14 protein-coding genes are annotated in these 18,000 nt (G+C 67.2%); 6 read left to right on the top strand and 8 right to left on the bottom strand.

Going from position 1 to position 18,000, the window contains the following annotated elements:
- Positions 1 to 63 precede the first annotated feature (63 nt).
- Genes K1T73_RS13165 through K1T73_RS13155 form a run of 3 tightly spaced genes read left to right on the top strand, consistent with a single transcriptional unit; the run spans position 64 to position 4,555 of the window.
- On the top strand, positions 64 to 1,113 hold the full coding sequence (locus tag K1T73_RS13165; RefSeq protein ID WP_259400252.1) for a glycine betaine/L-proline ABC transporter ATP-binding protein: 1,050 nt from the start codon (positions 64 to 66) through the stop codon (positions 1,111 to 1,113).
- On the top strand, positions 1,110 to 3,119 hold the full coding sequence (locus K1T73_RS13160) for a proline/glycine betaine ABC transporter permease (RefSeq protein ID WP_220601138.1): 2,010 nt from the start codon (positions 1,110 to 1,112) through the stop codon (positions 3,117 to 3,119). The genes K1T73_RS13165 and K1T73_RS13160 overlap by 4 nt, the downstream gene beginning before the upstream one ends.
- Complete coding sequence (locus tag K1T73_RS13155) at positions 3,116 to 4,555, top strand: amidase (protein ID WP_220601137.1); 1,440 nt, start codon at positions 3,116 to 3,118, stop codon at positions 4,553 to 4,555. The genes K1T73_RS13160 and K1T73_RS13155 overlap by 4 nt, the downstream gene beginning before the upstream one ends.
- Before the next feature lie 32 nt (positions 4,556 to 4,587).
- Here K1T73_RS13155 and K1T73_RS13150 read toward each other — a convergent pair whose 3' ends face one another.
- Genes K1T73_RS13150 through K1T73_RS13125 form a run of 6 tightly spaced genes read right to left on the bottom strand, consistent with a single transcriptional unit; the run spans position 4,588 to position 11,931 of the window.
- Positions 4,588 to 4,887 carry a cytochrome o ubiquinol/quinol oxidase subunit IV gene (locus tag K1T73_RS13150; protein ID WP_220601136.1) on the bottom strand — a complete coding sequence of 100 codons (300 nt, stop codon included), beginning with the start codon at positions 4,885 to 4,887 and terminating at the stop codon, positions 4,588 to 4,590.
- Positions 4,884 to 5,501, bottom strand: coding sequence for a cytochrome c oxidase subunit 3 (locus K1T73_RS13145; protein WP_220601135.1), 618 nt, complete (start codon positions 5,499 to 5,501; stop codon positions 4,884 to 4,886). Before K1T73_RS13145 ends, K1T73_RS13150 begins: the two co-directional genes overlap by 4 nt.
- Positions 5,498 to 7,573, bottom strand: a complete 2,076-nt coding sequence (locus K1T73_RS13140; protein WP_220601134.1) for a cbb3-type cytochrome c oxidase subunit I — start codon at positions 7,571 to 7,573, stop codon at positions 5,498 to 5,500. Before K1T73_RS13140 ends, K1T73_RS13145 begins: the two co-directional genes overlap by 4 nt.
- Complete coding sequence (locus tag K1T73_RS13135) at positions 7,566 to 8,507, bottom strand: cytochrome c oxidase subunit II (protein WP_259400251.1); 942 nt, start codon at positions 8,505 to 8,507, stop codon at positions 7,566 to 7,568. Before K1T73_RS13135 ends, K1T73_RS13140 begins: the two co-directional genes overlap by 8 nt.
- A gap of 49 nt (positions 8,508 to 8,556) precedes the next feature.
- Positions 8,557 to 10,272 (bottom strand): thiamine pyrophosphate-dependent enzyme, encoded by a 1,716-nt coding sequence (locus tag K1T73_RS13130; protein ID WP_220601133.1) that lies wholly within the window; start codon positions 10,270 to 10,272, stop codon positions 8,557 to 8,559.
- Positions 10,273 to 10,281: 9 nt separating this feature from the next.
- Entirely contained in the window at positions 10,282 to 11,931 is a 1,650-nt protein-coding gene (locus K1T73_RS13125; RefSeq protein WP_220601132.1) for an FMN-binding glutamate synthase family protein, read from the bottom strand.
- Positions 11,932 to 12,308: 377 nt separating this feature from the next.
- On the opposite strand from K1T73_RS13125, the gene K1T73_RS13120 reads away from it, so the two are divergent.
- Genes K1T73_RS13120 through K1T73_RS13110 form a run of 3 tightly spaced genes read left to right on the top strand, consistent with a single transcriptional unit; the run spans position 12,309 to position 15,091 of the window.
- Complete coding sequence (locus K1T73_RS13120; protein WP_220601131.1) at positions 12,309 to 13,409, top strand: FAD-binding oxidoreductase; 1,101 nt, start codon at positions 12,309 to 12,311, stop codon at positions 13,407 to 13,409.
- Positions 13,384 to 13,695 (top strand): (2Fe-2S)-binding protein, encoded by a 312-nt coding sequence (locus K1T73_RS13115; protein WP_259400250.1) that lies wholly within the window; start codon positions 13,384 to 13,386, stop codon positions 13,693 to 13,695. The genes K1T73_RS13120 and K1T73_RS13115 overlap by 26 nt, the downstream gene beginning before the upstream one ends.
- Positions 13,682 to 15,091, top strand: a complete 1,410-nt coding sequence (locus K1T73_RS13110) for an NAD(P)/FAD-dependent oxidoreductase (RefSeq protein WP_220601129.1) — start codon at positions 13,682 to 13,684, stop codon at positions 15,089 to 15,091. The genes K1T73_RS13115 and K1T73_RS13110 overlap by 14 nt, the downstream gene beginning before the upstream one ends.
- Positions 15,092 to 15,093: 2 nt before the next feature.
- On the opposite strand, the gene K1T73_RS13105 is transcribed toward K1T73_RS13110, so the two are convergent.
- Together K1T73_RS13105 and K1T73_RS13100 are read right to left on the bottom strand one after the other, a co-directional pair.
- The gene (locus K1T73_RS13105) at positions 15,094 to 16,488 is read right to left on the bottom strand and encodes an FAD-binding oxidoreductase (protein ID WP_220601128.1); all 1,395 of its coding nucleotides are present in this window, start codon (positions 16,486 to 16,488) and stop codon (positions 15,094 to 15,096) included.
- Positions 16,481 to 17,986, bottom strand: a complete 1,506-nt coding sequence (locus tag K1T73_RS13100) for an aldehyde dehydrogenase (RefSeq protein ID WP_220601127.1) — start codon at positions 17,984 to 17,986, stop codon at positions 16,481 to 16,483. The genes K1T73_RS13105 and K1T73_RS13100 overlap by 8 nt, the downstream gene beginning before the upstream one ends.
- Positions 17,987 to 18,000: the final 14 nt, after the last annotated feature.

Genomic DNA, 18,000 nt, shown 5'->3' with positions numbered 1-18,000 from the left:
ACCGGGTCCGCATCTCGACCTGGCCCCGATGCCGCGCCATTCCGAATGATGAGGGTTCACGCCTTGACTCAAGACAACACGATCCCGGCGGGTGAGGTGCTGATCAGTTGCAAATCGGTCTGGAAGCTTTACGGAGCCAATGCCGATGACATTGTCGCCCGCCATGGCGAGGCCATCAGCGATGAGATCATTGCCGCGCATGGCCTCATCCCGGCCGCGCGCGACGTCAGCTTCGACGTCCGCAAGGGCGAGATATTCGTCATCATGGGCCTGTCCGGGTCGGGCAAGTCCACCATCCTGCGCTGCATGACGGGCCTGATCGAGCCGACGATGGGTCAGTTGATGGTCTCGGGCACCGATCTTGGAACCGCGTCGCGCCAGGATCTCATCGAGATACGTCGCAAGGTAATGGGCATGGTGTTCCAGGACTTTGCCCTGCTGCCCCATCTCACGGTTCTGGACAACGTGGCCTTCCCTCTGAAGGTGCAGGGGAAATCCCGCGCCGAGCGGCACGCCAAGGCGCGCGAGATGGTCGCACTGGTCGGCCTCGAGGGGCGCGAGTCCTACCTGCCGCACGAACTGTCCGGCGGTCAGCAACAGCGCGTGGGCATCGCCCGGAGCCTCACCACCGAGCCCGAGATCTGGTTCCTGGACGAGCCCTTTTCGGCGCTCGACCCGCTGATCCGGGCCGAGATGCAGGACGAGTTCCTGCGGCTTCAGAACCTGCTGCACAAATCCATCGTCTTCGTCACCCATGACTTCGACGAGGCGATCCGGCTGGCCGACCGTATCGCGATCATGGCGGATGGCAGGGTGGTGCAGATCGGCACGCCGGAGGAGTTGATCACCAACCCGGCGGATGATTACGTCGCCAAGTTCACCGAGAAGGTGCCGCGCAGCAAGGTGGTGACAGTGCGGTCCGTGATGGGGCCGGTGCGGCCCGGCCTGAGCGGCCCGCCGGTCGAGGCTGCTGCTCTCGTCGGCGACGTGGCCGAACAGGCATTGGCGGCGCCGCACGCCCTTCCGGTGGCCGATGCGGGCGGCGCTGTGATCGGCGCGCTCGACCGGGGGGCTGTGACGGCGGTGCTTCTCAATCGCAGCGAGCGCGCATGAACACGCGCGTCCTCAGACAGACCGGCAGCGGTGACGGGATGAGCCTGAAATCCGGCCTGATCCTTGCCGCGATCCTGTTGAACGTTCTCCTGCTGATGACGGGCGACGCCTTCGCGTGGCTGCGCGAATATCCCGAGGCCTGGGTCTGGGGCATCGCCGGGGCGACCACGACCGCCGTCAAGTATGTTGTGAACGACATGGCCATCGGCGGGATCACCGTCGCGGAAATGACCCGGGGACTGGCGGACCTGATCAAGATCCCGATGGAGCTGCTGCAAGGGATCCTGTCCGAAGGATTCGAGTTCTACGGCGAGGGCGGCGAGGTCACGACCTATCGCGGATTGCCGTGGCCTTCCGTGATCATCGGTCTCACCGCGTTCTCCTACTGGGCCGCAGGGCGCAACGTGGCGCTCTTCTCGCTCTTCTCGCTTGTGTATTTCGTCGTCTTCGGTCTTTGGGATTCGTCGATGCTGACGCTGTCCTCGGTGGTCGTGGCCGTGTTCGTCAGCTTCGTGCTGGGCATCCTGCTGGGCATCCTAGGGTATCGAAACGCCACGGCGAACGCGATCCTCATGCCGATCTACGACGTGATGCAGACCATCCCGACCTTTTCCTACCTCGTGCCGGTTCTGCTGCTCTTCGGGTTCAACCCGGTGGCCGCGATGATCGCGACGGTCATCTACGCGATGCCGCCGATGGCGCGGGTGACGACGCTGGCGCTGCAGCGCGTGCCGCCCAACATTGCCGATTTCGGAGACATGGCAGGCTGCACGAAGCGGCAGAAGATGTGGCAGGTGCTGCTGCCTGCCGCGCGGCAGAACCTGCTGATCGGGCTCAACCAGGTGATCATGCTGACCTTCGCGATGGTCATCATCGCATCCGTCATCGGCGCCGGCGGGCTGGGCGGCGAGGTGTATCAGGGACTCAAGGCGCTCAGGATCGGCAACGCGGTCGAAGCCGGGATCGCCATTACCCTGATGGCGATCATGCTGGACCGGATCTCGCGCGCCATCGCCCTCAGCCGCCCGGATCACGTGGAGGCGGCGGCCAAACCCCTCTGGCAACGTCATCCGCTGATCTCCGGCTGGATCGCGGTCACGCTCCTGCTCGTTCTGCTGGGACAGGTTTTTCCCGCGCTTTACGACTACCCGAAGGCCGCTACGATCTCGACCGGATCGTTCTGGAACGACGCGATCACCTGGATCGGCGATACCTATTACAGCCAGATCGCGGCGCTGCGGGACACCACGATCACCTACATCATGCGCCCGACCAAGACCTTTCTTCTGAACGTGCCTTGGATCGGCTTTGTCGCGGTCATCGCGGCGGTCGCCTACGCCATCGGCGGCGTGCGGCTCGCGGTCATGAGTGCGTGCCTCTTGGGCTTCATTGCCGTCACGGGCTACTGGGACGGCGCGATGGTATCGCTCTACCTCGTGCTCCTGTCGGTGATCGTCACGCTGATCATCGCGCTGCCGGTCGGCATCTGGGCCGGGCTCAGCCCCGGCGCCGACCGCGTGGTCACGCCGATCATCGACACGCTTCAGACGCTGCCCAGCTTCGTCTACCTGATCCCGGTCGTGATGCTGTTCAGCGTCGGCGAGTTCGCCGGGCTGGTCGCCATCGTCGCGTATTCCCTGCCGCCGGGCGTGCGCTACACCAAGCAGGGCATCCAGAACGTCGCGCGATCCAGCATCGAGGCGGGCGAGATGGCCGGCTGCACCCGCTGGCAGAAGCTGACGAACGTGCAACTGCCGCTCGCCTTGCCGGACATCATGCTGGGGATCAACCAGACCATCATGTTCGCCTTCGGGATGCTGGTCATAACCGCGCTTGTCGGCACGCGCGGCCTCGAGCATGACACGCTCGTCGCGATCTCCAAGGTCCAGCCGGGCGAGGGGATCGTCGCGGGGCTTGGCATCGCCTTCCTGTCGATCATCACCGACCGCCTGATCAGCCAGGGCAGCCGCAACATGCAGCGCCGGTCGGGGACAGGGCTGCAATGATGCTCCAAAGGCCCGATCAGACCGAGGCGGACGATCTGTGCTACCTGAGTGCGGTCAGAGCGCTCGAGATGTTCCGCAGCCGGGATCTGTCTCCCGTCGAGCTTCTCCGGGCGCAGATCGCGCGGGCGGAAAAGGTCGAACCGGAGATCAACGCCTTTACCGAGACGTTCTTCGACACGGCCATGACCGAGGCAAGGGCGGCGGAGGCGCGCTACATGTCCCGGTCCGCCGATCCGCGCCCGCTCGAGGGGCTGACAGTCACGATCAAGGATGTGCTGGATCAGAAAGGCGCCTGCACCTCGCGCGGCAGCCTGGTGTTCAAGGGTCATCGCGCCGACACCGATCATCCCGTCGTCGAGCGGGTGAGGCAGGCCGGTGGGATCATCCACGCCCGCACCACCACCTCCGAATTCGCCTTCGGCTGGGTGACGGCCACGCGGCTCTGGGGTGTGACGCGCAACCCGTGGAACCCCGAGCGCACGCCCGGCGGCTCGTCCGGCGGTGCGGCGGCGAGCCTCGCCGCGGGCACGAGCACGCTGGCCATCGGGGCCGATAGCGCGGGGTCGATCCGCGTGCCCGCCGCCCTTTGCGGCGTCGTCGGGTACAAGCCGCCGCATGGCAGGGTGCCCGACCCGGTCGAAGGCTTCGACCCCTACAGCGTCATCGGTCCGATGGCGCGCAGCGTGGCCGACTGTGCGCTGCTCCAGAACGTCATCAGCGGGGTGCATCCCGCCGACATCACGTCCCTGCGCGAGAGGGTGACGCTGAAAGCGCGCGAACCCGCACCCGGCGGCTTGCGTCTCGCGGCGTCCTTTGATCCGGGCAAGACCATGCCCGAGGCCGGCATCGTCGCGGCGATCCGGGGTGTCATCGCCAAGCTGCAAGCGCATGGTGCCGAAATCGAGGAGCCCGAGATCGACTGGCCCGAGGGTGTCGGCGACCTCGCGTTGCGTCATTCCGCCTGCCTTTCAGCCCCCTGGTTCGGCGACATGATGGACCGGCACGGCGACGAGCTATGCGACTACACCAGATGGACAGCGGAGTTGATGAAGTCCTGCTCGCTCCGCGACCTGACGGACAGTTACGATATGGCCAGGCAGCTCTATCGTGCGGTCGAGCCGGTTCTCGCGCGTTACGATGCGCTGATCTGCCCCGTGGTCCTGACGAACCGCGTGCGTGCGGATCAGATGCCGTGGACCGAGATGCGGGTAAACGGCGTTTGCCTCAATTCCGATTATGATTGGGTGACGACCGCCCATTTCAACATGCTGGGGGAACTGCCCTCCCTGTCGGTGCCGGTCGGTTTCGACGCCGACGGCATGCCGGTCGGGGTGCAGGTCGTAGCCCGCTCTTTCGACGATGCGAGAGCTTTCAGGGTCGCGGCGGCGATCGAACATGTTGCGGGAGCCGGTTGTGGCCTCCGCGCGCCGGGATAGATCCGGTCCGCGTTGACCGCCCGTCCCGTCCGCTACATGCGCGAGGCGAGGCTCGACATGATCCAGATCGTGCCGCCGATCATCAGGCCAAGCAGGAGCAGCGAGAAGAGGATGAGTTGCAGATCCTCGCGTTTCTGGCGCCAGCCGATATGCAGAAAGAACCTCAACTGCACCGCGATCTGGGCGATGGCACTCAGCCCGACGACCCAGAGGGCCGTCATCCGGGGCAGGGACGAACCCATCACCGCCCAGAACGCGAGAACGGTGAAGGCTGCCGACAGCGCGGCGCCGGTGACGTAGCGGCGCAACTCGGACCTCGCTTCGCGTTTCATGCCATGCCTCCAAGGAAGACGACCGAAAAGATACCGATCCAGATCAGGTCGAGGAAATGCCAGTAGAGCCCGAGCAGCAGCAGCCGCGACTTGACCGCGTCCGACAGGCCGCGCGCGGTGATGAGGGCCAGCATCACGCCGATCCACGCGAGCCCCGCGACAAGATGGAGTCCGTGCAGCCCGACGAGCGCCCAGAGCGACGAGAGGAAGCCGCTGCGCTGCGGGATGCCGCCGTCACCCGCCATGCGCGCGAAATCCTTGATCTCGAGATAGAGAAACCCCGTGCCCAGCGCCGCCGTGATGACAAGCCAGAACGCCACCGCGCCCGTGCGGCTTCCGTATTTCATCGAAAGGCTCACCAGCCCGAAGGTGAAGGAGCTTGCCAGAAGCAGGCCCGTCTGCTTCGCGATGCTCTTGAGGTCATAGAGCTCGCTCGGCCCCGGCCCCCCGGCCAGGTTGGGCCGCATCACGACATAGGTTGCGAAGAGGATACCGAAGATGACGAGATCGCTCATCAGGAAGATCCAGAACCCGAAGGCCGTGCGCTCGGACCCGTGATGCGCCTCGCCGTGACTGGCGCCGAGGTTGATGCCGGGATGGACGTTCTCGCTCATGCCGGGGCCTCCGGGTCGGCGCGACCGCGATTGCGCGATGTCATCTCGAGGTCGCGGTTCACCGGCTCGGTTGCCGCCACCCGGTCCAGGAAGTCGCGGTGGGCCTGCCTCAATTCATCCGCGCCGATCCGCTGGTGGGTGTCGGTCACGAAGGCCCGCGCGACGATTGCCGCGACCACACCAGCGAGCGCCAGTGCCGCAAGCCACCACATCCACCAGACGAGTGCAAAGCCCATCACGCCCGTCAGGCCCCCGATGACGACGCCCATCGCCGTGTTTCTCGGAACTTCTATGTCCTCGTAGCACTCGGCCGGCTGATAGGGCTCGCCCTCGGCCTTCTCGATGGTGAACGGGTCGAGCGCCTCGACCTCGGGTGTGGCCGCGAAGTTCCATTCGGGTGCGGGTGCCGCGGTTGCCCATTCAAGGCTGCGTCCGTCCCAGGGGTCGCCGATGGGGCAGGCGAGTGCCGCCCGGTTGCGCGCGCTTGCCACGAAGGTCCAGATCATCGTGCCAAGCGCCGCGAGCACGATCACGGCCCCTGCGAAGGTGAGCCACATGACGGACTCGAAGGCCGCATTCTCGTAGCTTGCCGCGCGCCGTGGCATCCCCATCAGGCCGAGCCAGTAGAGCGGCAGGAAGGCAAGACAGAAGCCCGCGAACCACAGGTAGGCCGCCCGCCGCGCCAGCCGCTCGTCGAGGCGGAAGCCGAACGCCTTCGGAAACCAGTAATGGATACCGGCGAAGACGCCGAAGAGCGTGCCCGGGATCAGTACGTTGTGGAAATGGGCGACGAGGAATTGCGAGTTGTGCACCTGGTAGTCGAGTGTCGGATTGGCGAGGATGACGCCCGTGAGCCCGCCGAAGACGAAGAGGATGAAGAACCCCGTGAGATAGATGATCGGCACGCTCATGCGGATGCGACCCTCGTAGAGGGTGGCGAGCCAGTCATAGACCTTCACCCCCGTGGGCACCGCGATAATCATCGTGGCAATTCCGAAGGCCGCGTTGACGCTCGCCCCCTGGCCCATCGTGAAGAAGTGGTGCAGCCAGACGCAGAAGGAGATGACCGCGATCGCCAGCGTCGCGATCACGAGGCTGTTGTAGCCATAGAGCCGCTTGGCCGCGAAGGTGGACGAGATCTCCGAGAAGACGCCATAGGCGGGCAGGACGACGATATAGACCTCAGGGTGGCCGAACATCCAGAAGATGTTGGCATAATGCATCATGTTGCCGCCAAGGTCATTCGTGAAGAAATGGAAATCGAGATACCGGTCGAGGGCCAGCATCGCGTTCGAGACGGTGAGCGGCGGGAATGCATAGACCATCATGATCGCCGTGGTGAGCGCGGTCCAGGTGAACATCGGCATCCGCAGGAATCGCACCCCGGGCGCGCGCATCTTGTAGATCGTCACCGCGAAGTTGATCCCCGACAGGGTCGAGCCGATCCCCGATATGCCGATGGCCCAGATCCAGTAGTCGACCCCCGGGCCAGGACTGAATGTCGCGCCGGTGTAGGGCGGGTACATGGTCCAGCCGCCGGTGCCGAATTGCCCCACGACGAGCGATATCATGACGAGCCCCGCGCCCGCCGCGGTGAGACCGAGGCTCACCTGGTTCATCACCGGAAACGCCATGTCGCGCGCGCCTATCTGAAGCGGCACCACGAAGTTGATGAGACCCGTGATCAGCGGTGTTGCGACGAAGAAGATCATGATCGTGCCGTGCGTGCTGAAAAGCTGCGCGAAATGATCGGGCGACAGGAACCCGCCGTCGAGCGCCGTGACCTGGTGGGTGCGCATGACGAACCCTTCCGCCACCGCGCGCAGGAACATCACGCCGGCCAGAACGACATACATGATCCCGATCTTCTTGTGATCCGCGCTGGTCAGCCAGTCGCGCCAGAGCGGTCGCCAGAGCCGTCGTGATGTGAGGAACCATGCCACCGCCACCGCGCCCAGGATCACCACCAGCGCCGCGCCCGAGGCCACGGCCTCGTTGGCGGTGGGATTGCGCCAGAAATCGTCGAAGGGCGTGACGCGCCAATCCAGCCGGCCGAACACGGGATCACTCATCGACGCCTCCCGCGTAGCTCGGGGCGCCGGGTTGCCGCCGCGCGGGCACCGGCGCACCCTGATGGTAGCGCGCCATCACCTCGTCGAAGAGGCCCGGCAGGGCCAGGTCGAACCGTGCCGCCTTTCGGTCGCCGAGGCCCAGCATCTCCATCGTCTCGGACGGGGTGGCCGCGCGACCGAGCGTTGCATAGATCGCGCGGTCGAGCGTCAGGTCCGCGGCGGCCATGCGCCAAGCGCGCCAGTCGTCACGGGGCAGGGCGGTCACGGCAAAGCTCTGCTCGGCGAACCCCTTGCCGCTATACTGCGTGTTCTCGCCGCGCGTGGTGCCGGGGCGGGAGGCGCTGAAATTCAGCTCGGTCCGCATTCCCGGCATCGCGTAGATCTGCCCGGCAAGCGCCGAGATCCGAAAGCTCTGCATCACCGTATCGGTGGTGAGCGCCACGCGCACCGGGCGATCCACCGGGATCACCAGTTCGTTCAGCGTGGCGATTTCCTCGTCCGGGTAGATGAACAGCCATTTCCAGTCGAGCCCGATCGCCTGCACCTCGAGCGGGTCGGGTCCGCGCGCCTCGTAGGGATCCAGCCGGTCCGTCTCGTGCCAGAGCCACCAGCCGAGAACCGCGATGATGGCGAAGGGCACGCCCCACATCACCGCCTCGAGCGGGCCCGAGAATTGCCAGTCCGGGCGGTAGAGGCTGTCCTCGCGATACTTCGCGCGATCCTGCGTGCGGTGATACCGCCAGAGGATCACCGGCGTGGCGATAAGCACCGGCACGATGGCGATCATGGTGACGAGCGTGACGCGGATCAGGTGGCCGCGCTGGGCCTCGGCCACCGGCCCGAGCGGCGTCAGGAAACTGTCCTGGGCCAGCGCCGGCACGGGACAGGCGAGCAGCGCGACAGCGAGGATGGCAAACAGCATGCGCGGGCTCACGTCTCTCCTCCTTCCGGGCGCCATGATCACGCGGGCCATGATCGCGCCCCTACCGCAGGAAGTTGTCCCGCAGGAGCGAGACCACCTCCCTGATCCGGCCGTGTGTCACCGCCTTGGCCCCGAACAGCGCGGTCGAGAGAACCTGGCCCGGTTCGACCTCGGGGGGCATGACAAGCTCGATGGAGTTGACCGGCTCGTCGAGCAGGGCAGGGCCGTCCTCGGCCAGCCACGCGGTCATCGCCGCCTCGAGGTCGTCCGCGCTCGTGGCCTTGTGACCCGCGATGCCGCAGACGCGGGCCAATTCGGCGAAATCCGGGTTCTCGAGATCGGTGTACGCGTCCAGAAGCCCCTCCACCCGCTGCTCCATCTCGACGAAGGCGAGCGAGCCGTTGTTGTAGACGATGATCTTCACCGGCAGTTTCTCCTGCCTGAGCGTCAGGAGATCGCCCAGCAGCATCGTGAGCCCGCCGTCGCCGCACATCGCGATCACCTGCCGCCCCTCGTAGGCGGCGGCAAGGCCCATCGCCTGCGGGTAGGCATTGGCCATCGTGCCATGCAGAAGGCTGATCAGGAAGCTGCGGTCGCGCGTCGCCGTGAGGTGCCGCAGCGCCCAGACCATCGGGCTGCCCCCGTCGGCGGTGAAGGCCGCGTCGTCCTTCGCGAGGCGGTCCAGCATCTGGGTCACGAATTGCGGATGGATGAGATCCGCATCGTGTTCGCGCCCGCGTTTCTCGTAGGTCTCGCGGTCGTCCTTCCAGTGATCGAGGGCCGTGGCGAGATGCGCGTCATCTTCCTTGGCCTCGACCTTCGGCATGAGCGCGTCGAGGGTCGCACCGACGTCGCCCACGAGGCCCATGTGAACCGGCGCACGCCGGCCCAGGTGGGTCGCATCGGTGTCGATCTGGATGACCTTCGCCTTGTCGGGCCAGAACTGCGTGTAGGCGAAGTCGCTGCCGAGACAGAGCATGAGATCGCACGCCTCGATCGCCTTCAGCCCCGCGCCGTTCCCGAGGATGCCGGTCATGCCCACGTTGTTGGGATTGTCGGGCTCGATGAACTCCTTGGCGCGCGTGCTGTGGACCACCGGCGCGTTCAGCTTCCGGGCCAGTTCCACCACCTGCCCTCCGCTGCCACGCGCGCCGATCCCGGCGTAGATCGTCACCTTCTGCGCCTCGTTCACCGCCTCGGCCAGTCGTTGCAGGTCGGCGTCGGAGGGTCGGATGACCGGCGCGGGCCGATGCACGGACCACGCGAGGTCATCGTCGGGCGTCTCGGGGAACATGTCGCCGTTGACGATGACCACGGCCACACCGCGCTCGTTCAGGGCAGCCTGCGCCGCCATCGCCGTGATGCGCCGCGCCTGGTCGGGATGCGAGATGTATTCGCAGAAGACCGAGCATTGCTCGTAGACCTTGCGCTGATCCACCTCCTGCGGGAAGCCGAGGCCCACCTCACTGCGCGCCACGTCCGTCGCGATCATCACCACCGGCGCCCCGTTGCGGTGGCTCTCGTAGATGCCGTTCACGAAATGCAGGCTGCCCGGCCCGCAGGTTCCCGCACAGACGGCAAGCTCGCCGGTGGCATAGGCTTCGGCGCCGGCGGCAAATCCCCCCACCTCCTCGTGCCGGACATGGAGCCAGCGGAGGTCGGATTCGCGCACCGCGTCTGTGAAATGGTTGATGGTGTCGCCCACGATGCCCCAGACGCGGCGTGCGCCGGCCTGTTGCAGCGTGTCGACGATGATCTCGGAAACCGTCTTGCTCATGGGGTCCTCCTAACTTGCCGCGATCGCGGGCTCGTTGCTGGATCGTCGTGTCACCAGGTCGGTCGCCGGCTTGAAACTCTCGGCCCGCGCGGCCTTCCACCACTCGGCATAGATCGTGTCGTCGGGCGCCTCGATCAGCGCGTTCTCGGGCAGAAAGGCGTGGACGCGGTCGAGGGTCGCCGCCTTCTCGGGCCCGATGCGATGCATGATGTGATGCGGCTGCAACTCGTGCGGATGGGTGAGGCCGGCGCTGGCCACCATCTCGGATAGCGAGCTGAGCGTCTTGGCGTGGAACCGCGCCGCGCGCTCGCCCTGCACCTCGGGGATGAGGCCGCGCTGGCGCCAGGCGTCCTGCGTGGTCACGCCGGTGGGACAGGTCCCGAGGTGGCAACGCTGTGCCTGGATGCAGCCGATCGAGAACATGAAGGCCCGCGCGGCGTTGCACCAATCGGCGCCCATCGCGATGTTGCGCGCAAGTCCCATGCCGGAATAGACCTTTCCGCTCGCCACGAGCCGGATCTTGTCCTTCAACCCCGCACCCACGAGCGCGTTGCGCATCAGGATCAAGCCTTCCTGCAACGGCAGACCAACCCAGTCGGACAGCTCGAGCGGGGCCGCGCCGGTGCCGCCTTCGCCACCGTCCACAACGATGAATTCTGGCGTGATGCCCGTCTCGCGGATGGCCTTGACGATGGCGAAGACCTCGTAGGGCTGACCCACGCAGAGCTTGATCCCCACCGGTTTGCCACCGGAAAGATCGCGCATCCGCGCGGCGAATTCGAGCATCTCGATCGGGGTGGAAAAGGCCGAATGGCTGCGCGGCGACAGGCAATCCTGGTGCGCGTCGATCTGCCGGACCTTCGCGATCTCCTCGGTGACCTTCGCGGCGGGAAGAAGTCCACCGTGACCGGGCTTCGCGCCCTGGCTCAGCTTGATCTCGGTCATCTTCACCGCGTCGTTCTGGGCCTTGTCGGCAAAGGCCTCCGGGTCGAAATTGCCGTCCTCGTCGCGCGCCCCGAAATAGGCCGAGCCTAGTTCCCAGACGACATCGCCACCACCCCAGAGGTGATGGTCGCTCAAGCCCCCTTCGCCGGTGTCGTGGTAGAAGTCCCCCGTCTTGGCCGCGAGGTTCAGCGCCTTGATCGCGTTGGCACTGAGCGAGCCGAAGCTCATGGCCGAGATGTTCAGGATCGAGGCCGAATAGGGCTTCCTCGTCTGGTCGTTTCCCACATCGACACGGGGGCTTTTCTCGGGGTTCTCGGTGGCGTCGATCGAATGCAGCAGCCAGTGGTAATTCGCATCGTCGGTGTTGCGTTCGGTGCCGAAAGGGTTGGTGTCGGTCTCGCCGCGCGCGCGGGCATGAACGAGGTTGCGTGCTTCGAAAGAGTAGGGCGTGCCGCTCAGGTCATCCTCGACGATATAGGCCCGCAGGTAGGGTCTGAGCTTGTAGAACAGCCATCGCAGGCGACCCGCGACCGGATAGTTGCGGGTGATGACCCAGGTGCGCTGCATGAAGTCGAAGATGCCCAGCACCACCACCGGCACGGCGATCACCAGCAGCCAGAGCCACGAGGTGTCGATCCGCGACAGCACAAGCGCCGCGATCGCGAGGATGGCGGCGGTGATCGGAATCACGAATCTCTTGAGAAGGTCCAACATGATCGGGAAATGCTTTCTAGGGATTTTCGAGGTCGAGCGGAGCGGATGCGCGGCGCGGCAAGGACGAGATCGGCGGTATTCGGTTCGATCGTAGGGTGAGCGAGGAGGGGAAACGCGCCGGGAGGTCGCAGACGGCAGGTCCAACAGGAAGCTGGCGATGGTCGAGCATGGCGATGGACCCGGGGCAGTTCGAGATCGGGGGATCAACGCGGGTGGGCCAGAGCGGTTCCAAACCGATGCCGGCCAGGACCCCGATGATCGGCCCATACTGCGAGATGCCGCTCGACAAACCGCGGCGCAATCCTGCAAATGGGGCCGTGTGAGCGGGCAGCGATGTCGCCCGCGCGGCGGCGCTGCAAGGAAAGGGACGAGGCCGGTTGGACGCGGATTATGCCATCATCGGCGGCGGTGTCGTCGGGCTGTCGGTCGCCTGGGGTCTTTTGGGCCGGGGCAAGCGCGTCGTCGTCCTCGATGGCGGCGACGGTGCCTTTCGGGCGAGCCGGGGCAATTTCGGTCTCGTCTGGATCCAGGGCAAGGGCCTGAAGGAGCCGCGCTACGCCCGCTGGTCGCAGGACTCGGCGCGGGCGTGGAAGGATTTCGCGGCCGAGCTCCACGATGCCACGGGCCGCGATCCGGCGCTCGAGCAGCGCGGCGGGCTCGATCTCCATTTCTCCGAGGACACGCTCGACGCGACGGTCGCACGATACGAGGCGCTCAAGGCGCATCTCGGCGGGGATTACCCGTTCGAGGTGCTGGGCCACAACGCCCTGCGCCGCGAAGAGCCGCATATCGGCCCCAAGGTGGCGGGCGCGATCCTTCACCACCAGGACGGTCACGCCAATCCGCTGAACCTCCTGATGGCGCTTTCCGATGACGTGCGCCGCCGCGGGGGCACCGTGCTGACGGGCAAGACCGTGACGGACGTGACGAAGCCGGACGGGTTCCGGCTCTCCTGCGCCGATGGCACGCAGGTCGCGGCCGACCGCGTGGTCCTCGCCGCCGGTCTCGGGGCTGCCGAGCTCGGCCCGAAACTGGGATTCAAGGCCCCCATACGCGCCCAGCGAGGCCAGGTGCTCATCACCGAGAAACTGCCGCCGATCATCCGCCGCCCGTCGCTTGTCGCGCGGCAAGTGAACGAGGGCGGCATCCAGATCGGCGCCACCAACGAGGAGGTGGGCAGGGACGACCGCGTGACACAGGCGGGCCTTTCGTTTCTAGCCGCCGATGCCATCGCCGCCTACCCGGCGCTCGCCCGCGCGCAGCTTGTCCGCAGTTGGGGCGCGCTGCGGGTCCTGTCACCCGACGGCCTGCCGATCTACGCGCAAAGCAGGACGATGCCCGGTGCCTTCCTCGTGACCTGTCACAGCGGCATCACCCTTGCCGCCGCGCATGCCCGACGCTTGCCCGATTGGCTCGAAGCAGCGGAGGATGCGCCCGACCTGGAGGTGTTCGGTGAGCACAGATTCGACCTTTCTTGAAACCGAGCCGGGTGGCGCGCGGGTACGCGTCTGGTTCGACGGCACGCCGCTCGACCTGCCAGAGGGTGCGAACCTGGCCGGGGCGCTCCTGGTTGCAGGCGTCTCGCGCTTTCGCGATACGCCGGTCTCGGGTGCGCCGCGCGGGCCGTTCTGCATGATGGGCGCCTGTTTCGACTGTCTTGTCGAGATCGATGGCGTGACGCGGCAGGCCTGCATGACCGAGGTGCGCGATGGTCTGCACATCTCTCGCGCCCCCAGTTCGGAGGCTTGGCGTGACCCGGAGTGATCTCGTCATCATCGGCGCAGGTCCGGCCGGCATGGCCGCTGCGCGAACGGCCGCCGACCAGGGGCTTTCCGTCACGCTGCTCGACGAACAGGCCCGACCCGGCGGGCAGATCTATCGCGACGTGGACCATGTGCCCGAGTCGCGCGCGGCGCGTCTGGGGGCGGAGTATACCGAGGGCCGCCGCCTGACTCGCGCACTTGCGCAAGACCGGATCACGCATCTCGCAGGTGCGGTCGTCTGGGCCATCGAGGAGGGCGGCGTGGTCTCCTACACGCGGCACGGCGCCGCGGCGCAGGTGACGGGCGCCCATGTGCTGCTGGCCACGGGCGCGCTCGAACGGCCGATGCCGGTGCCGGGCTGGACCCTGCCGGGCGTCATGACGGCGGGTGCGGGGCAAATCCTGCTCAAGCAATCGGGCGTGGCGGCGCGGCGCGCGGTGCTCGTGGGGGCAGGGCCGCTTCTCTACCTGGTCGCGGTCCAGATGGTGCGCGCGGGCAGTCCCCCCCTCGCGCTGATCGAGACGCAGACCACCGCCGATACGGCCCGTGCCCTGCGCCACGCGGGGGGTGCCTTGCGCGGCTGGCCCTATCTACGCAAGGGGATGTCGCTTCTGGCCGAGCTTCGGCGGGCCGGTGTGCCGCGCCACAAGGGCGCGCGCGATATCGTCATCGAGGGTGCCGCGCGGGCCGAAGCCGTCCGTTTCAAGCTGGCCGGCAAGGCGCGCCGCGTCGCCTGCGAGACCGTCTATCTGCACCACGGTGTCGTCCCGAACACGCAGGCCGCGCGTTCGCTCGGGGTTCCCCATCGCTGGGACGCCGCACAGCACTGTTTCGCGCCGGTCGTGGATCGCTGGGGCGCGACCGAGCGGACGACGGTGCACGTGGCGGGCGACGGGGCGGGGATCGGGGGCGCCCGCGCCGCCGAGATCGGCGGACGTCTCGCCGCCCTCGACATCGCGATGCGGCTTGGCGCGCTCTCGAAGGGTCAGCGCGATGCGCTCGCCCAGCCGCTCTTCCGCCAGCTCGACGCCGAACGTGCGATCCGGCCCTTTCTCGACGCTGCATATCCGCCCAATGCCGCCGCGCTCTTGCCGGAGGACGACACGATCATCTGCCGTTGCGAGGAGGTGCGCGCGGGCGACATTCGCCGCTATGCCGCGCTCGGCTGTCTCGGCCCGAACCAGGCGAAGGCGTTCGGCCGTGCCGGGATGGGACCGTGCCAGGGGCGATATTGCGGTCTGGCCGTCACCGCGCTTCTGGCCGAGGCGACTGGCCAGACACCAGACGAAACGGGGTATCTGCGCATTCGCCCCCCGCTCAAACCCGTGACCTTGGGCGAGCTTGCCGCCATGCACGACGAGGCCAAGGACCCGAGGCTCGACAATCTCGACCACTGACGTCAGGAGTCGAACCCGATCCCGAACCGATCCATAGCCCGAAGAAAAAGGGAGCGACGCCCGGTGCGATCCTCCCGTGCGAGATCGCGCTGCGCGAGGCGGATGGCAAGCGACCGCCCCGGTTCGGGCGGGAAGCGCACCGGGCGGCGGATCATGCGAAGCGCGGTCCGCTCGGTCTCGCGCCCTTCGAGCAGGTCGAGAGCCGTGAGCGCCCCGAACCGCGTGGCCGAAACCCCCTGGCCCGTGAATCCCATCGCGTAGCCCACCCTGCCGCCATGGGCCGTGCCCGCGAAGAAGGTCGTGCGCGCCGACGTGTCGATGATGCCGCCCCAGGCATATTCGAACCTCACATCCGAGAGCGACGGGAAAACCCTGTCGAAATTCGCCGCAAGCCGCTCGTAGCTTTCAGGCCGATTCAGGAGCGTGGCATCGCGGCGGCTCCCCTTGTGGTAGACGGCGTCGAAGCCGCCCCAGAGGATGCGGTTGTCGGCGGTCTTGCGGCTGTAATGGAACTGGTTGCCGCTATCGGCAATCCCGTGCCCGCCGGTCCAGCCCGTCCGGGCGAGTTGTGCCTCGCTCAACGGCGCGGTGACGAGCGTGTAGTCGAAGATCGGCACGATGGCCCGGCGCAACCCCCGCAAAAGCGGCTCGGCCGCGTTGGTGGCCAGCATGACACGCGCCGCGCGCATTGTCCCGGTAGGTGTCGTCAACCGGATGCGCTCGCCCTCGCGCGCAAGCGCGGTCACGGCCGTTTCCTCGAAAAGCTCCACGCCTTGCGACAACGCGGCATCCCTCAACCCGGCCACCAGCTTGCCCGGATGCACCAGCGCATAGTTCGGCTCGAAAAGCCCCGCGGCATAGGCCGGGCTGTCGAGCCTCTCGGCCAGCGCGCGCCCCTCGAGCAAGCGGCATTCAATGCCGAAGCGGGCATAGCTCCCGGCCATCTCGCGCAGGCCCGCCACCTGCCACGGCCGAGCCGCAACGGTGAGCTTGCCGGGGCGGGCGAAATCGGCGTCGATGCCCAGCCGTTCCAAGTCGGCCTCCATCGCGTCCAGATTTTCGCGTCCCAACCGGATCAGCGTGGCCGCCTCGTCCGGCCATCGGGCGAGCGCGTTGCCCACCCCGTGCGAGATGCTCGGCGCGCAGAACCCACCGTTCCGCGCGCTCGCCGCCTGGCCGCAGCGCGCCGCCTCCAGCATGACGATCCGCGCCTCGGGCCACCTCCTGCGCGCATCGAGCGCCGTCCAGAGTCCGGTGAAACCGCCCCCGACGATGGCGAGATCCGCCTCGACGTCGCCGTCAAGCGCCGTGCAGGGCCGCGCGGGAAGGGCCGCGAACCACACGGGGTCGCGCTCCGCCTCCCGAAAGCGGGCCGCACGGGACGCCGCGTCAGACATGGCTCCGGCCGCCCCCCTCGAGAAACCAGTCGTCGGGATAGGGATACCACCAGTCCTGCCGGACGGGCTTGTGATCGAGGATCACCATCTTGGTGCGGCGGAACGCGTCGAGCCCCATGCGCCCCAGCTCGCGCCCGAGACCGCTGGACTTCCAGCCGCCGAAGGGCAGGGCATCGTTGTCGATGAGAGGATTGTTGATCCAGACCATGCCCGCCTCGAACCGCTCGGATGCCTCGTGCGCCTCGGCCAGGTCGGTGGTGAAGATCGACGCGCCCAGCCCGAAGGGCGACGCATTGGCCCCCGCGATCGCGGCGTCGAAATCCGGCACGCGGACGACTGCGACCACGGGGCCGAAGACCTCGTGATGCAGGATGTCCATCTCGGGCGTGCAGCCGGTGAGGATCGTTGGCTCGTAGAACCAGCCGGTATTCTGCGAGGCCGGCCGCCGCCCCCCGCAGACGGCCGTCGCGCCCTTGTCGAGCGCGTCGGCCACCAGCGTCTCGACCTTGTCGCGCGCGGCTTCGCTGACCAGCGGGCCGATCTCGGATTTCTCGAGGCCGTTGCCGATGCGCAGCCGCGCCGTTTCGGCCGCGAAGGCCTCGACGAAGGCATCATGCACTGCGTCCACCGCGTAGATGCGCTCGGTCGAGGTGCAGACCTGGCCCGACATGTGAAACGCGCCCGTGACCGCGCCGGCCGCCGCCACGTCGAGGGGGGCGGAGGCGCTGATGATCATCGGATCGGATCCGCCGGCCTCGATCACGGCGGGCTTGAGGCGCGCGCCCGCGGCCTGCGCCACCGCCTTGGCGCCCGCGACCGAGCCGGTGAAGGCTATGGCATGGGTGTGCGGGCTTTCGACCAAGGCGCGGCCCAGGTCGGCGCCGCCCGGCAGGCAGGCGACGAGGTCCGCGGGCAGGTCGTCGAAGACCTCCATGAACTTGAGCGTCGAGAGCGTCGTGGCTTCCGCCGGCTTGATCACGCAGGCGTTTCCGGCCGCGAGCGAGGCCGCGACCGTCCAGCACATGAGCAGGATGGGGAAGTTGAACGGCATGATATGCGCCGAGACCCCCAGCGGCTCGTAGCGCGCGTATTGCAGCGATCCGGTCTGCGTGGTGCCCGCGACCTTGCCCGCCTCGTCCCGCGCCATTTCGGCGAAGTAGCGAAAGACCGGCGCGCAGTTCGCCACCTCGCCGATGGCCTCGGGATAAGGCTTGCCCATCTCGCGGCTCATCAGGACGGCGCAGTCGGTCACGTCCGTGGCCTCGATCCGGTTGGCAAGGCGGTGGAGAACCTGCGCGCGGCTCTTGGCATCGGTCGCAGCCCAGCCCTCCTGGGCCGCGTTGAGACGTGCCAGCACCCCGGCCATTTCGTCCTCGGTCACCTCCGCCCGGCCGCCCACCCGCGCAAGCGTGGCAGGGTCGATGACGTCGCGGGACGGCCCGTCGCTGGAATGGTAGCGGGGGCAGAGATAGTAGCGCGGATCGGTCATGCCGGTCATGGCGCCCTCCTTTC

This window comes from Roseovarius sp. SCSIO 43702, assembly GCF_019599045.1.
Classification (GTDB): domain Bacteria; phylum Pseudomonadota; class Alphaproteobacteria; order Rhodobacterales; family Rhodobacteraceae; genus Roseovarius.
The sequence above is the reverse complement of the archived record's forward strand: the minus strand, read 5'-3'. Positions and strand labels throughout refer to the sequence as shown.